This is a genomic window from Microbacterium sp. MPKO10 (assembly GCF_026107415.2).
In the GTDB taxonomy this organism is placed as follows: domain Bacteria; phylum Actinomycetota; class Actinomycetes; order Actinomycetales; family Microbacteriaceae; genus Paramicrobacterium.
In genome coordinates, this window is sequence record NZ_JAPCHX010000005.1 from 230679 (window position 1) to 245360 (window position 14682).

Genomic DNA, 14682 nt, shown 5'->3' on the forward strand with positions numbered 1-14682 from the left:
ATCCGTTTCGGTGTTTTCGCCGTCCGACCTTAAGATTGAGGGCATGTCCAAAGTCCTCACCAGCCTTCCCGTCGGCGAACGCGTCGGCATCGCCTTCTCGGGCGGCCTCGACACCTCGTGCGCCGTCGCCTGGATGCGCCACAACGGCGCAATCCCCTGCACGTACACGGCAGACATCGGCCAGTACGATGAGCCCGACATCGACACGGTCCCCGAGCGCGCCACCGAGTACGGCTCTGAGATCTCGCGCCTGGTTGACGCAAAATCGGCCCTGGTCGAGGAGGGACTTGTCGCCCTGCAGTGCGGTGCGTTCCACATTCGCAGCGGCGGAAAGACCTACTTCAACACCACACCACTGGGTCGCGCGGTAACCGGCACCATGCTCGTGCGCGCCATGAAGGAAGACGGCGTCGACATCTGGGGCGACGGGTCCACCTACAAGGGCAACGACATCGAGCGCTTTTACCGCTACGGTCTGCTCGCCAACCCGCGTCTGCGCATCTACAAGCCGTGGCTCGACGCCCAGTTCGTCGCCGAGCTCGGTGGGCGGCAGGAAATGAGCGAGTGGCTCGTCGAGCACGGCTTCCCGTACCGCGACTCGGCTGAGAAGGCGTACTCGACAGACGCCAACATCTGGGGTGCGACGCACGAAGCCAAGACCCTCGAGCACCTGAACGCCGGCGTCGACATCGTCGAGCCGATCATGGGCGTCGCCGCGTGGCGCGATGACGTCGAGGTGGCCACCGAAGAGGTGACCGTCACCTTCGACGAGGGGCGCCCCGTCGCCATCAACGGCGTCGAATTCGACGATGCCGTCGCCCTCGTGCACGAGGCGAACACCATCGGTGGCCGCCACGGTCTCGGTGTCTCAGACCAGATCGAGAACCGCATCATCGAGGCAAAGAGCCGCGGCATTTACGAGGCTCCGGGCATGGCGCTGCTGCACATCACCTACGAGCGCCTCCTGAACGCGATCCACAATGAAGACACGATCGCGAACTACCACCAGGAGGGCCGCCGTCTCGGCCGCCTGATGTACGAAGGCCGCTGGCTCGACCCGCAGTCGTTCATGCTGCGCGAGTCGATCGTGCGCTGGGTCGGTTCCGCCGTCACCGGTTCTGTCACGCTGCGGCTGCGCCGGGGCGACGACTACACGATCGTCGACACGCAGGGTCCTCGCCTCAGCTACCACCCAGACAAGCTCTCGATGGAGCGCGTCGAGAACGCCGCGTTCGACCCGACCGATCGCATCGGGCAGCTGACGATGCGCAACCTCGACATCGCCGACTCACGCTCGCGCCTCGAGCAGTACACGGCGCAGGGCATCGTCTCGGGCGAGACGGCCAAGTTCATGGGCGACCTCGAAGAGGGCGAAGCCGCGGCGATCTCCGCCGGTTCGAAGTCGACGGATGCTGAAAGCGCACTCGACTCCGCCGCCATGGAGTTCGGCGTCGACTGATCTGACGCAACGCAAACGGGCCGGGCTCTTCAGGGCCCGGCCCGTTTGTCCTCCGCGGACGGCATGGCACTACGATCGATGCACACGCTGTGCCGATCGCGGACCGGGATCCCTCGGGCATCCGCAGAACGAGGAGGTTCCCGCATGGCGAAGCTGACGTACACATTCCTCGCATCGCTGGATGGCTACATCAACGATGCTGACGGAAAGTTCGATTGGGCGGTTCCCGACGAAGACGTTCTCGCAGACATCAACAGGACTGAGCGCAATGTCGGGACCTTCCTTTACGGGCGCACCATGTACGAGATGATGATCGGTTGGGAGACCGACCCGCAGGCCGCTGAGCAATCACCGGGCAGCGCCGAGTTTGCCGAGATCTGGCAATCGAAAGAAAAGATCGTTTTCTCACGCACCCTGAAATCGGTGTCGACACGGAACACACGAATCGAGCGCACATTCGATCCCGAGCGCGTCCGGGCCATGAAGGATGCTGCGACTCAGGATCTCAATATCAGCGGAGCTGATATTGCGGCCTCGGCCTGGCGGGCAGATCTGATCGACGACTGCCACCTGTACCTGGCACCGATACTTGTCGGCGGCGGCCACAGGCTCTTCCCCGAAGGAATCCATCGACCACTCGAGCTCATCAACGAACATCAGTTTTCGAACGGGATGGTTCATCTTCACTATCGCGTGAAAAGAGAGGCGGCCCGCGCCGTCCGGAGCGCGTGAGCCTCGTGCGCGTGTCAACGGTAGGCGCGCAGGAACGCTTTGCTTCCCGCTGCGATGTTGTGTTCACGCTCGTCCCTGTCACTGGGCGATGAGTCTGGAGCGAAGATCAGTCGGTTGCGGGGAATTCAGAGCAGCATTCCGGCGAACTGCTATGATCCGCGCCACACCTTCGATGAAAGGACCCTCATGTCATTCCAGGCTTACCTTGACGCGGTTGAGACGAAAACCGGTCGTACCCCGCGTGAACTGCTCAAGATTGCACAAGATCGCGGCTACGACGGTGCCGATGTCAAAGCCGGCGTCATTCTCGCGTGGCTCAAAGACGACTACGGACTCGGCCGCGGCCACGGCATGGCGATGGTCCACGTCATCAAGAAGGGCCCTCAGATCGAGAGCACGCATGTCGGAACCGACGGCGCTCATCGCGACGATTCCGACACCCTCTGGCTCGATGGCGCAGCCTCGAATCCCGCATCACCCGGCACACAGAAATGAGGTGTTGCGGCGCGATGATGCGTTGACTCGCGGCACATCCCACGGATGCACCTACACGAAGTGAGATGCCACGAAATGCCCCTCTGAAGCCACCTTCCAGGGGCATTTCGCGTCATCTCACTCTGCGGTGAGAGCAGCGGGAAGCCGCTGCCGTTGCCTCAGACGAGACCGGTGCCCGACAGCCAGTCCTTCGCAATCGTGGCCGGTGAGGCCTTCTCCTCGCCCTGGTTCCGCGCGTTCATATCGATCAGTTCCTCCGTCGTGAGCTCGGCCGATACCGCGTTGAGAGTCTCGATGACGTCATCCGTGGCAGCATCCGAGCTGATCAGCGGCACGACGTTCTGCGGCAGGATCAGGTTCTCGGGGTCGTCCAACGTCACGAAACCGTTCTCGGCGATCGCCGGTGACGTCGTAAAGAGATCGGCAACGTTCACATCACCGTTCGCGAGTGCCTCAACGGTGAGCGGGCCGCCCGAGTCGTTGATCGGCGTGAACCCGATGTTGTCGGCAGGCACACCATAGACGTCTGTCAGACCGGTCGGCCCATAGGGACGCTCTTTGAGCTCGGGGTTGCCGCCGACGACGAGCTTCTCATCGACGTCTGCGAGGTCGGCGAGACTTGTCACACCGTGCTCCTCGCTGAACTCCTTCGTGACGTTGTAGCTGTCTTTGTCTTCTGCCTCCGCCTGATCGAGCACCTCGAAACCGTCGGGCACGGCCTCGGTGAGCGCGTCGTACACGTCCTCGCTCGACGTGGCATCAGCCCCATCGTCGTAATACTGCAGCAGGTTGCCCGAGTAGTCGGGGATCAGATCGATCGAGCCGTCTTCCAGGGCCGAGATGTAGACGTCACGCTGGCCGATCTGCATCGTGCGCTCGACCGTGACGCCCTGCGCTTCCAGCGCCTGCGCGTAGATCTCGGCGATGATCTCGGACTCCGCGAAGCCAGCCGAGCCTACTTTGATCGTGGAGCTGCCGCCCTCCGATTCGTCACCCGACCCGGAGATCGTGTCGGCACTTCCGCAGGCGCTGAGGGCGAGCGCCGCTGTGAGCGCGATCCCTAAGCCCGCCATCCGTCGTGCTGTACCCATTAGTGATTCCCTTCTGATGGACATCTCATGCGGCATCCGCCGCCACTGATTTGCGCGCCGGCTGGGCCGCGCTGCCGTCACGTGATCTCGCTGCGCGCACGCCCCTCGACACGACAGAACGCTCGAGCAGGGCGAAAAGCCCGTCGACGATGAGCGCGAGCACAGTCACGACGATGGCGCCGCCGATGACCGCATCCCACCGGCGCAGCGAGAGGTTGTCGAAGACAAAGCGCCCGAGCCCGCCGAGCGGCAGATATGCGGCGATCGTCGCCGTGGCAATCACCTGCAAAGCGGCCGAGCGCAACCCGCTCACGATGAGAGGCATGGCAAGCGGAATCTCGACCTTCGCCAGAATCTGCCATTCCGTCATGCCCATCGCCCGGGCGGCATCGACGGTGGAACGCTCGATCGCCTCGATGCCGGAGTACGTTCCGGCCAGCAGCGGGGGCACCGCGAGAATCGCCAGGACGATGATCACCGGCGTCAGCCCGATGCCCAGCCACAGCGCGAAAAGAAACAGCAACCCGAGGGTCGGCAGGGCGCGCAGCGAGCCCGTGACGATAACGGCCGCTCCGCGCAGCTTGCCGGTGTGCCCGATGTACAGCCCGAGCGTCACACCGACGACACCGGCGGCCACGAGGGTGACGAGCGTGTACAGAAGGTGTTCGAGAGTGCGAATCGGGATGCCGTTCGGCCCCGCCCAGTTGGCGGCGTCGAACAGCCACGCGAAGGCATCGGCGAAGAGGCTCATGCGGCCACCTCCACGCGGGCTGCGGCCCGGCGGCGCTGCGCTTTCGCGCTCGACCGCGTCCACGGCATGAGGAGTCGCCCCAGTCCGACAAGCGCGAGGTCGAAGATGACGGCGATGATGATCGTGGCGACGATGCCCGTCAGAATCTCGACGGTGAACTGCCGGTTTAGCCCGTCGATGAAGAGGTAGCCGAGACTCGACACGCCGATGAGCGACCCGACGCTGATGAGGCTCACGGTGCTGGCCGACACCACGCGCATCCCTGCGACAAGCACCGGGCCGGCGAGAGGAAGCTCAACGGCCCAGAACCGCCCCCACTCCGAATACCCGATCGCCGTCGCCGACTGGCGCACGCTCGGCTCGACCGAGCCGAAGCCGTCGGCTGCCGACCGCACCATCAGCGCGATGGCGTAGATCGTCATCGCCACGATGACGTTGACGGGATCGAGCTGCGTCGTACCGAGAATCGCGGGCAGCACAAGGAAGAGCGACAGCGACGGAATCGTGTACAGCAGACCGCTCACAGTGAGCAGGATGCTGCGCGAGACCGCGTAACGGTGGGCGACCCAGCCGAGCGGTACCGACAGCAGGAACCCCAGCACGATCGGCGGGATGCTCAGCCCGATGTGCGTCAGGGTGAGCTCCCAGATCTGCTCGACGTTCGCGAAGACCCAGCTCATGCGTCGCTCGGCTGCTCCGCTCGCAAGACGCCGGCGATGCGTCCGGACGGGTCGACGGCGACGCGACGTCCGTTGCGCTCGCGCACGGTGAGGTCTCGTTTGCCGTCGTTGGCTCCGACGAAGTCAGCGACGAAGTCGTCAGCCGGAGCCGAGATGATCTCGTCGGCCGAGCCTGCCTGCACGATGTGTCCGCCCGGGCGGAGAATCACGACGTTGTCGCCAAGAAGAAACGCCTCGTCGATGTCGTGCGTGACGAACACGATGGTCTTGGCGAGCTTGCTCTGGATGCGCAGGAGCTCCTGCTGGAGCTCGCGGCGCACGATGGGGTCGACGGCGCCGAATGGCTCGTCCATCAGGAGGATGTTCGGGTCGATGGCGAGGCCGCGAGCCACACCCACGCGCTGCTGCTGTCCACCCGAGAGCTGTGCGGGATAGCGGTCGGCGAGCGCGCGATCGAGCCCGACGGTGTCGAGCAGATCGAGTGCCGCAGCGTGCGCCGCGGACTTCTTCACGCCCGTGAGCATCGGCACGGTTGCGACGTTGTCGATGACCGTGCGATGCGGGAGCAGCCCCGAGTTCTGCATCACGTAGCCAATACGCCGGCGGAGCGTCACGGGGTTGAGTGTCGCGATGTCGTCATCGTCAATGTGGATGCTGCCGCCCGTGGGATCGACCATGCGGTTGATCATGCGCAGGATCGTCGTCTTGCCGCATCCGGATGATCCGACGAAGACGGTGGTCTGGCGTGAGGGGATCGTGAGGCTGAAGTCGTCAACGGCTCGCGTGCCATCGGGGAACGTCTTCGAGACGTGATCGAACTGGATCATGGTGGTCGGCGACCCTTCCCGTCAGTGGATTACAACACTAGGGAACATGACCGACATTCTCCAGAAACGGCGGCCGATTCCCCGGAAGACGGACCCACGGCAGCATCCCCTGAGACCTTCAGGGTCAGTAACGTCGAGGCCCTACGGCAGTATTCCCCAACCCGAGCGGCAGCATCCGCGGCGGCAGCAGGGACAGCAGCACGGGCAGCGTCCCCTCGACCCTGCGCTACACAATCGGAACTGAGCTCCTGAAGTTTCTGTAGCTCGGTTCCGATTGCGTAGCGCATGACGGGAGGGGTGCCGCATGCGGCGCGCGACACGCGCGACTCAGGACTCCCCAAACGAAACGTGCTGCGTCACCCAGGCGTGCATGGCCACAGCCGCAGCAGCGGAGGCATTGATCGAGCGCGTCGACCCGAACTGGCTGATCTCGACGACGGCCTCGCACGCCTCGATCGCTTCGGCTGAAAGCCCGGGCCCCTCCTGCCCGAAGAGCATGATGCACCGGTCGGGAAACGCGAACGTCTCGATGATCACCGAGCCCGGCACGTTGTCGATGCCGATGATCGGCAGGTCGGCTTCGCGCGCCGCCTCGACCAGATCACCGACGGTCGGGTGGTGCACGACGTGCTGGTAGCGATCGGTCACCATGGCACCGCGCTTGTTCCAGCGGCGACGACCCACGATGTGCACGGTATCGGCGGCGAATGCATTCGCGCTGCGCACGATCGAGCCGATGTTCATGTCGTGCTGCCAGTTCTCGATCGCCACGTGGAACGGATGCCGCACCTCGTCGAGATCCGCGACGATCGCCTCCATGCGCCAGTACCGATACCGATCGATGACGTTGCGTGTGTCGCCCTTCTCGAGAAGCTCTGGGTCGTACTGCTCCCCCTCGGGCCACTCGCCTGGCCACGGGCCAACGCCGTTCGTCGACAGCTCATGGCTCGGGGGCAAAGCAGCATCCGTCATATCTCAACCGTAGCCGGAGACAGTGGCGTCGTCGGACGAGCCAGATCATTTTTCGGTTGACCAAAACTTTGCTAGGTTTTCGGTATGCCGAAATCACTTATTGCGGGTTTTGCCAGCGCCGCACTCGTCGCCTCGCTCACGGGATGCGCCGCAAGCGACACCGAAGCCGACGAACGCCCTCACGTCCTCACCACATTCACTGTTTTGCAGGATCTCGCCCAGAACATCGCCGGCGATGAGATCGTGGTGACCTCGATCACCAAGATCGGCGCTGAGATCCACGGCTACGAGCCGACGCCGTCAGACGTCGCGCATGCGAGCGACGCCGACCTCATCCTGGCAAACGGCCTGGGCCTCGAATCATGGTTCGAGCAGTTCACGGCCCACGCGGATGCTCCGACGGTTGTGCTGAGCGAGGGCATCGATCCCATCGGCATCACCGTCGGCGAACACACCGGCCAGCCGAATCCGCACGCGTGGATGTCGCCCGTCGCCGCGCGCACGTACGTCGCCAACACCGTGTCGGCGTTCAGCGATCTGCTGCCCGAGTCCGCCTCCGTCTTCGAACAGAACGCAGAAGAATACGTCCGCGAACTCGAGCAGATCGAGAACGAGATCGAGGTTGCCGTCGACGATCTTCCCGCCGAGCATCGGCTTCTCGTCACCTGCGAGGGCGCCTTCAGCTATCTCGCCCGAGACGTCGGCCTCGACGAAGCGTTTCTGTGGGCGGTGAACCAGGACGACCAGGGGACGCCGCAGCAGATCGCGTCGGTCGTCGAGACCGTCGCCGACCGCAATGTTCCCGCGGTGTTCTGCGAATCGACGGTGAGCGACCGCGCGCAGAAGCAGGTAGCAGCCGACACGGGAGCGCGCTTCGGCGGAACGCTCTACGTCGATTCCCTATCTGACGGTGATCCCGTCCCAACCTATCTCGACCTGCTGCGCCACGACGTCGATGTGATCGTCGCCGCGCTCGGGGCCGCACAGTGAGCGCCGCGATCGACGTCCGCGGCCTCACCGTGCGCTACGGCGAGGTCCTTGCGCTTGACGATGTTTCTTTCGAGGCGACAGCCGGGCGCCTGACCGGCCTGCTCGGGGCGAATGGCTCGGGCAAGTCAACGCTCTTCGGATCCCTCATGGGCACCCTGACGCCAGACAGCGGGTCCGTGCGGCTCTTCGGTGAGGATCCGGCGCGCGTCCGCCGCCGCGGAGACGTCGCATACGTGCCGCAGCACGACGCCATCGACCGGGACTTCCCGGTCAGCGTGCACGACGTGGTCATGATGGGCAGATACGGGATGCTCGGTGTGATGAGACGCCCCCGACCCCGGGACCGCGATGCCGTCGCCGCTGCGATCGACCGTGTCGGGCTCACCGCGTTTGCCTCGCGCACGATCGGAGCGCTCTCGGGCGGGCAGCGTCGCCGAGCATTCCTCGCCCGGGCCATTGCCCAGGACGCCGGGCTTCTGCTTCTCGACGAGCCCTTCGCCGGGGTCGATGCCGCAAGCGAAGCCACGATCGCCGCGCTGCTGCGTGGACTGCGGGACGAGGGCCGCAGCATCCTCGTGTCAACGCACGACCTGGCAGGTGTGCGCGCCCTCTGCGACGACGCCATCATCCTGCAACGACGGCTGATCTTTCAGGGCACCGCACACGACGCCGTCACACCGGAACGCCTCACCGAGATCTTCGGAATGTCTTCATGATTGACTGGCTCCTCGAACCTCTCAGCTACCCGTTCATGGTGCGGGCGCTCGGCGCCACTCTCGTGTCGGCGGTTGCCTGCGGGCTGCTCTCGTGCTGGCTCGTGCAGATCGGTTGGTCGCTCATGGGCGACGCCGTCTCGCATTCCGTGCTTCCGGGCGTCGCGCTCGCCTACATCGTCGGGATTCCGTTCGCGGTCGGCGCGTTCGTCTTCGGGATCGGCGCTGTGCTGCTCATCGGCCGCGTGCAGTCGGCGACGAAGATCAAATCGGATGCTGCGATCGGCGTCGTGTTCACCTCGCTGTTCGCACTAGGAATCGTCCTCATCTCGGCAACTCCCAGCCAGATCGACCTCACACATATTCTGTTTGGGAATGTGCTCGGCGTCTCTCCTGTCGAACTGATCACCGTGGCGCTGATCGGCACCCTCACGGTGATTCTTGTCTTCGTGAAGCGCCGCGACCTCACACTGTTCGCCTTCGACCCCGGCCACGCGAACGCGATCGGCATCAGCGTGGCACGACTGCGCTGGCTTCTGCTGACGCTGCTCGCGTTGACCGTTGTCGCCACGATGCAGACGGTCGGCATCATCCTCGTGGTGGCGATGCTCGTCATACCCGGGTGCACAGCACGCCTGCTCACCCGCAGCATGCCGGGGATGCTGCGGGTCTCGGTCAGTGTGGCCGTCACCGCGTCCGTCGCCGGGGTGTACGCGAGCTATGTCGCAGACGTCTCGACGGGCGGCGCCGTCGTTCTGGTGCAATCGGCGTTGTTCGCGCTGGCACTGACGGCAACGGGGCTCCGCAAGCTTTCGGCTCACCGAAAATCAAGAGTATCCTTGCAGCATGAGCACAGCCACGACGCCGTCACGACGTAACGGGAACGTGCGAGCGCCCCGCGGCATCTGGCTGCTCGGCCCCGCCCTCGTCGCCGGCGTCGCCTACATTGACCCGGGAAACGTCGCCAGCAACATGACGGCTGGCGCCCAGTACGGGTATCTGCTCGTCTGGGTCGTCGTGGCGGGCAACCTCATGGCCTGGCTCATCCAGTACCTGTCAGCCAAGCTCGGGATCGTCACGGGCGAAAGCCTCCCCGAAGTGCTCGGCCGCCGCATGACCCGCAGAACCGCCCGTATCGCGTACTGGCTGCAGGCCGAACTCGTTGCGATCGCGACGGACCTCGCCGAGGTGATCGGCGGTGCTGTCGCCCTCAACCTGTTGTTCGATCTGCCACTCGTTGCCGGCGCGCTCATCACCGGAGCGGTGTCGATGGTGCTGCTCTCCGTGCAGTCACGGCGCGGTGCGCGGCATTTTGAGTTCGTGATCATCGGCCTGCTGGTGATCATCGCCATCGGCTTCGGCGCGGGCGTCGTCATCGCGCCGCCCGATGCCGGTCAGACCGTCGCCGGACTGGTCCCCCGCTTCGAGGGCACGGGCTCTGTGCTGCTCGCCGCGTCGATTCTGGGGGCGACGATCATGCCGCACGCGATCTACGCGCACTCGGCCCTCGCCCGAGACCGCTTCCGTCCCTCACCCACGAGGCCGAGTGTCCGGACGCTTCTGCGCGCCACCCGCTGGGATGTCACGGTGGCTATGGCGATCGCGGGGACCGTGAATCTTGCGATCCTGCTGCTGGCAGCATCCGTTCTGCCCGGCGCCCCTGGAACCGACTCGCTCGAAGGCGCGCACGCCGCGATCGCTGCCGGCGTCGGCCCCGTTGTCGCCGCGTTGTTCGCCGTCGGTCTCCTGGCCTCCGGGCTCGCGTCGACGTCGGTGGGCGCATACGCGGGCGCCGAGATCATGCACGGTCTGCTGCACCGACGCATTCCCCTGCTCGCCCGGCGGCTGATCTCGCTCGTTCCCGCGGTGATGATCGTGGCGCTCGGCACAGATCCGACGTGGGCGCTCGTGCTGAGCCAGGTGGTGCTGAGCTTCGGCATCCCGTTCGCCCTGATTCCGCTCGTGGCCGTCACGGCGCAGCGCGGCATCCTCGGCGCGCACACCAACCGTCGGCTCACAACGATCGCGGGCATCATCGCGTCCACGCTGCTGATCGCGCTCAACGTGGCGCTGCTGTGGCTCACGGCCGCCGGAGCGTGAGGCGGCTAAGCTTGCAAGAGCCATGAGACCCCCCGCAGCCGTGGTCGAGGACTACCTCAAGACCATTTACCAACACACCGAGTGGCAGCCGGACGACATCACCCCGTCCCAGCTCGCCGCCCGTCTCGGCCTCGCGCCGTCGACCGTGACCGAGATGGTGAAGAAGCTCGCTGCTGCCCGCCTTGTAACGCACAAACGGTACGGCTCGATCTCGCTCACTCCCGAGGGACACGCGCAGGCGATCGCCGTCGTGCGCCGCCACCGGCTCATCGAGACCTGGCTCGTCACCGAAATGGGCTACACGTGGGATGCTGTGCATGACGAGGCCGAGATCCTGGAGCACGCCATCAGCGACAGGCTGCTCGACGCAATCGACGATCGGCTCGGGCGCCCCGACCGTGACCCTCACGGCGACCCGATTCCGGATGCTGCGGGGCAGACATCCCGCGAGAGATTCACACTGCTGTCTGACGCCGCCGCTGGCCACGAGGGCACCGTGCTGCGCATCAGCGACCGTGACCCGGAGCTGCTGCGTCATCTGGAGAGCCGCGGCATCGACGTGGGCACGACGCTGCGGGTTTCTGCGCAGCATCCGCTTGTCGTGTCTGTCGCGGGAGACTCGATCGACCTCACCGACGATGCCGGCGCCTCGATCTGGGTGACCGCGTAGCGTCAGCCGACGGGAGTCGGCACGGGCACCACCTCGAGCCGCACGATGATCGACTTCGACACGGGAGTATTGCTGCCGTGTGCCGTGAAGTCGAGCGGCACGAGAACGTTGGCCTCGGGAAAGTACGTGGCGACGCAGCCTTTCGCCGTGGGATACGCGATCACGCGGAAGCCTCGCGCCACGCGGTCGACGCCGTCGCTCCACTCTCCGTGGATGTCGACGGTCGCCCCGTCGTCAATGCCCAGTGCCGCAAGATCGACAGGATTCACGAAGATCACGTGGCGCCCGTTCTTGACGCCGCGGTACCTGTCGTTGTTGCTGTAGATCGTGGTGTTGAACTGGTCATGACTGCGCAGCGACTGCAGCAGCAGCCTGCCAGGCGGCACCTCGATCGTACGCAGCTCGTTGACGGCGAACTGCGCTTTTCCTGTTTCGGTGGGGAACGTCCGACTGTCGCGGGGGCCGTGCGGCAAATCGAAACCGCCGGGGGCACGCACCTTCTTGTTGAAGTCGTCGCAGCCCGGAACAACGCGGGCAATGCGGTCGCGGATACTGTCGTAATCGTGCTCGAAGTGCGCCCAGTCGATGGGGCCGCCCTCCCCCAGCACCGCCCGAGCCATCCGCGTCACCACGGAGACCTCAGAGAGGAGGCCGGGAGCGACCGGCTCAAGCGTTCCCTTCGAGGCATGGATCGCGGCAACAGTGTCTTCGACGGTGACGAACTGCTCACCCGAGCGCTGTCTGTCGATCTCGCTGCGCCCCAGCACGGGAAGGATCAGCGCGGTCTCGCCCACGACGGCGTGCGAGCGGTTGAGCTTCGTCGAGATCTGCGTCGTCAGCCGCGTCTTCCGCAGCGCCGCCTCAGATACATCGGTGTCTGAAATCGCCTTCGCGAAGTTTCCTCCGAGCGCCACGAGCACTTTCACGGCACCGTCGCGCATGGCGCGCACCGCGCCGACAGCATCCAGGCCGTGCTCCCGCGGCAGCTGAACCCCGAACTCGCCGTCAAGAGCGTCGATGAACGAATCAGGCATCTTCTCCCAGATACCCATCGTGCGGTCGCCCTGCACGTTGCTGTGCCCGCGGATCGGTGAGGCTCCCGCGCCGGGCCTGCCGATGTTGCCGCGCAGCATTAGCAGATTGATGATCTCGGTGATCGTCGGCACCGCAAATTCATGCTGCGTGAGCCCCATAGCCCACGTGATGATCACGCGCTCGCTCGCCATGTATCGCTCGGCAAGCTCGTCGATCTCGGCCGAGGTCACACCCGTGGCGTCGAGAACGCGCTGCTCGTCGAGCGACTCGAGGTTCGCCACGAACTCATCGAAGCGCACGCAGTAGCGATCAATGAACTCCCGGTCGATCACGCCGCCGCGGGTCGCCTCCGCCGCGAGCACGCGCTTCGACACCGCCTGCAACAGCGCCATGTCGCCCGCGAGCTTGACGGGGAGGTACTGGTCGGCCAGGTCCGTGCCGCGCCCGATGAGCCCCCGCACCGTCTGCGGGTTCTTGTACCGTTTGAGCCCGGCCTCGGGCAGCGGGTTCACGGCGACGATCGACGCGCCGTTCTTCTTCGCATCCTCCAGCGCGGTGAGCATGCGCGGGTGGTTCGTCCCCGGATTCTGGCCCATCACGATGATGAGATCGGACTTCTCGAAATCGTCGTATCGCACCGTCGCCTTGCCGACTCCGACGGTGTCGCTCATGGCCGTCCCCGTCGACTCGTGGCACATGTTCGAGCAGTCGGGGAGGTTGTTCGTGCCGAAGGCGCGCACGAACAGCTGGTACAGAAACGCCGTCTCGTTCGCGGTGCGCCCGCTCGTGTAGAACGCCGCCTGATCGGGAGTGTCGAGCGCATTCAGCTCGGCACTGAGAATCTCGAACGCACGCTCCCAACTCACCGGCCGATAATGATCGTCGCCCTCTGCTTTGTAGACGGGTTCGGTGAGGCGCCCTTGCTGCCCCAGCCAATAGTCTGTCTTGCCGGCGAGTTCAGAGACCGGATGCTGCGCCCAGAAGTCGCTTTCGACAAGAAGCGGCGTGGCCTCCCACACGAACGCCTTCGCCCCGTTCTCACAGAACTCGAAGGTCTTGCGTTCCGGCGGATCCTCCCACGCGCAGCTCATGCAGTCGAAGCCGTCCTTCTGGTTCATCGTCAGAAGACCTTTGAGCGATCGGCTCACGCCGACCTCTGTGAACGCCGGCCCCATGGCATGCGCGATGCCGGGGAGCCCGGCGGCCCAGTCCTTCGGCTTCGAGACATCCGTGTCGTCTGGCGTGTTATCGCGCGCATCGTCAGAGGTGCCGCTCATGCCGTCCTCGCTCTCTCCCCAGTCGTGGCAGGCGCCGTCCCCACTGATCCCGCGCCCTCGTTCGTCACGCGCCGGGCACCCGCGTACACCACCATTCGGTTGTCACGCACGAATCCCACCAGGCTGAGGCCCACATCCTCCGCCATTTCGGCGGCGAGCGACGATGGCGCCGAGACCGCAGCGAGAATCGGGATGCCGGCCATGAACGCCTTCTGCGTCAGCTCGAAGCTCGCGCGTCCGGAGACGACAAGTACGAGCCCGCGACCCGGGAGCACACCGTTCGACAGCGCCCAGCCGGTGACCTTGTCGACGGCGTTGTGTCGGCCGACGTCTTCGCGGAGCACCAGCAGGTCACCGGTCCGGGCGTCGAAGAGCGCTGCCGCGTGCAGGCCTCCGGTCTTGTCGAAGGCCGATTGCCCGGCCCGCAGCCGGACAGGAAGTGTGGTGAGAAACTCGGCGTCCACGACCGTGTCATCATCGTGCACGTTGAAGGCCGACGTCGTGCGCACGGCATCGATGCTGGCCTTGCCGCACAGCCCGCACGAGCTGGTTGTTGTGAAGGCGCGTTCCAACCCTGTGGCAAGAGGGCCGAGTGCGCTGTCAAGCGTGACATCGAGAACGTTGTAGGTGTTCTCATGATCATCACTCGCACAGTGCATTGCGCCGCGCACGTGCTCGGGGCGGCTCACGATGCCCTCGGAGAGCAGAAACCCCGTCGCCAGTTCCACGTCGCTGCCGGGTGTGCGCATCGTGATCGTGAGCGCTCGCCCTCCGACGCGGATCTCCAGGGGCTCCTCAACGGCAAGGTGATCCTCGCGCACCGATGTGCGCTCACCCACGGTGTAACGTGCAACTCGTCGTCGAGCGGTGATCCTGCCCACACCCCTAGG

The 14682-nt window shown here is 65.2% G+C and carries 15 protein-coding genes; 8 read left to right on the forward strand and 7 right to left on the reverse strand.

Annotated elements, in window-relative coordinates:
- Positions 1–43: 43 nt before the first annotated feature.
- The 3 genes from argG to OK352_RS12105 all read left to right on the forward strand — a co-directional run bounded on the left by argG (position 44) and on the right by OK352_RS12105 (position 2686).
- Complete coding sequence (argG, locus tag OK352_RS12095; RefSeq protein WP_265141741.1) at positions 44–1459, forward strand: argininosuccinate synthase; 1416 nt, start codon at positions 44–46, stop codon at positions 1457–1459.
- A 144-nt stretch (positions 1460–1603) separates the two neighbouring features.
- Entirely contained in the window at positions 1604–2191 is a 588-nt protein-coding gene (locus tag OK352_RS12100) for a dihydrofolate reductase family protein (RefSeq protein ID WP_265141742.1), read from the forward strand.
- A gap of 186 nt (positions 2192–2377) precedes the next feature.
- Positions 2378–2686: a DUF4287 domain-containing protein gene (locus OK352_RS12105; protein WP_265141743.1), complete on the forward strand. Its 309-nt coding sequence runs from the start codon at positions 2378–2380 to the stop codon at positions 2684–2686.
- A 158-nt stretch (positions 2687–2844) separates the two neighbouring features.
- On the opposite strand, the gene OK352_RS12110 is transcribed toward OK352_RS12105, so the two are convergent.
- The 5 genes from OK352_RS12110 to OK352_RS12130 form a co-directional block, all read right to left on the reverse strand.
- Positions 2845–3777, reverse strand: a complete 933-nt coding sequence (locus tag OK352_RS12110; protein ID WP_265141744.1) for an ABC transporter substrate-binding protein — start codon at positions 3775–3777, stop codon at positions 2845–2847.
- 25 nt (positions 3778–3802) lie between these two features.
- The gene (locus tag OK352_RS12115) at positions 3803–4528 is read right to left on the reverse strand and encodes an ABC transporter permease (protein WP_265141745.1); all 726 of its coding nucleotides are present in this window, start codon (positions 4526–4528) and stop codon (positions 3803–3805) included.
- On the reverse strand, positions 4525–5208 hold the full coding sequence (locus OK352_RS12120) for an ABC transporter permease (RefSeq protein WP_265141746.1): 684 nt from the start codon (positions 5206–5208) through the stop codon (positions 4525–4527). Before OK352_RS12120 ends, OK352_RS12115 begins: the two co-directional genes overlap by 4 nt.
- The gene (locus OK352_RS12125) at positions 5205–6035 is read right to left on the reverse strand and encodes an ABC transporter ATP-binding protein (RefSeq protein WP_265141747.1); all 831 of its coding nucleotides are present in this window, start codon (positions 6033–6035) and stop codon (positions 5205–5207) included. Before OK352_RS12125 ends, OK352_RS12120 begins: the two co-directional genes overlap by 4 nt.
- A gap of 327 nt (positions 6036–6362) precedes the next feature.
- The gene (locus OK352_RS12130) at positions 6363–7007 is read right to left on the reverse strand and encodes a TrmH family RNA methyltransferase (RefSeq protein WP_265141748.1); all 645 of its coding nucleotides are present in this window, start codon (positions 7005–7007) and stop codon (positions 6363–6365) included.
- Between the two features lie 84 nt (positions 7008–7091).
- Here OK352_RS12130 and OK352_RS12135 point away from each other — a divergent pair, with 84 nt between their 5' ends.
- From OK352_RS12135 to OK352_RS12155, 5 genes are read left to right on the forward strand one after another with little or no spacing between them, the layout of a single operon-like run.
- Positions 7092–7997 (forward strand): metal ABC transporter substrate-binding protein, encoded by a 906-nt coding sequence (locus OK352_RS12135; protein ID WP_265141749.1) that lies wholly within the window; start codon positions 7092–7094, stop codon positions 7995–7997.
- Complete coding sequence (locus tag OK352_RS12140) at positions 7994–8713, forward strand: metal ABC transporter ATP-binding protein (protein ID WP_265141750.1); 720 nt, start codon at positions 7994–7996, stop codon at positions 8711–8713. The genes OK352_RS12135 and OK352_RS12140 overlap by 4 nt, the downstream gene beginning before the upstream one ends.
- Entirely contained in the window at positions 8710–9588 is an 879-nt protein-coding gene (locus tag OK352_RS12145; RefSeq protein WP_265141751.1) for a metal ABC transporter permease, read from the forward strand. Before OK352_RS12140 ends, OK352_RS12145 begins: the two co-directional genes overlap by 4 nt.
- The gene (locus OK352_RS12150; protein WP_265141752.1) at positions 9557–10810 is read left to right on the forward strand and encodes an Nramp family divalent metal transporter; all 1254 of its coding nucleotides are present in this window, start codon (positions 9557–9559) and stop codon (positions 10808–10810) included. The genes OK352_RS12145 and OK352_RS12150 overlap by 32 nt, the downstream gene beginning before the upstream one ends.
- Positions 10811–10832: 22 nt before the next feature.
- Entirely contained in the window at positions 10833–11480 is a 648-nt protein-coding gene (locus OK352_RS12155) for a metal-dependent transcriptional regulator (protein ID WP_265141753.1), read from the forward strand.
- A gap of 2 nt (positions 11481–11482) precedes the next feature.
- Here OK352_RS12155 and OK352_RS12160 read toward each other — a convergent pair whose 3' ends face one another.
- Positions 11483–13792 (reverse strand): FdhF/YdeP family oxidoreductase, encoded by a 2310-nt coding sequence (locus OK352_RS12160; RefSeq protein ID WP_265141754.1) that lies wholly within the window; start codon positions 13790–13792, stop codon positions 11483–11485.
- Positions 13789–14673 (reverse strand): formate dehydrogenase accessory sulfurtransferase FdhD, encoded by an 885-nt coding sequence (fdhD, locus tag OK352_RS12165; RefSeq protein WP_265141755.1) that lies wholly within the window; start codon positions 14671–14673, stop codon positions 13789–13791. The genes OK352_RS12160 and fdhD overlap by 4 nt, the downstream gene beginning before the upstream one ends.
- Positions 14674–14682: the final 9 nt, after the last annotated feature.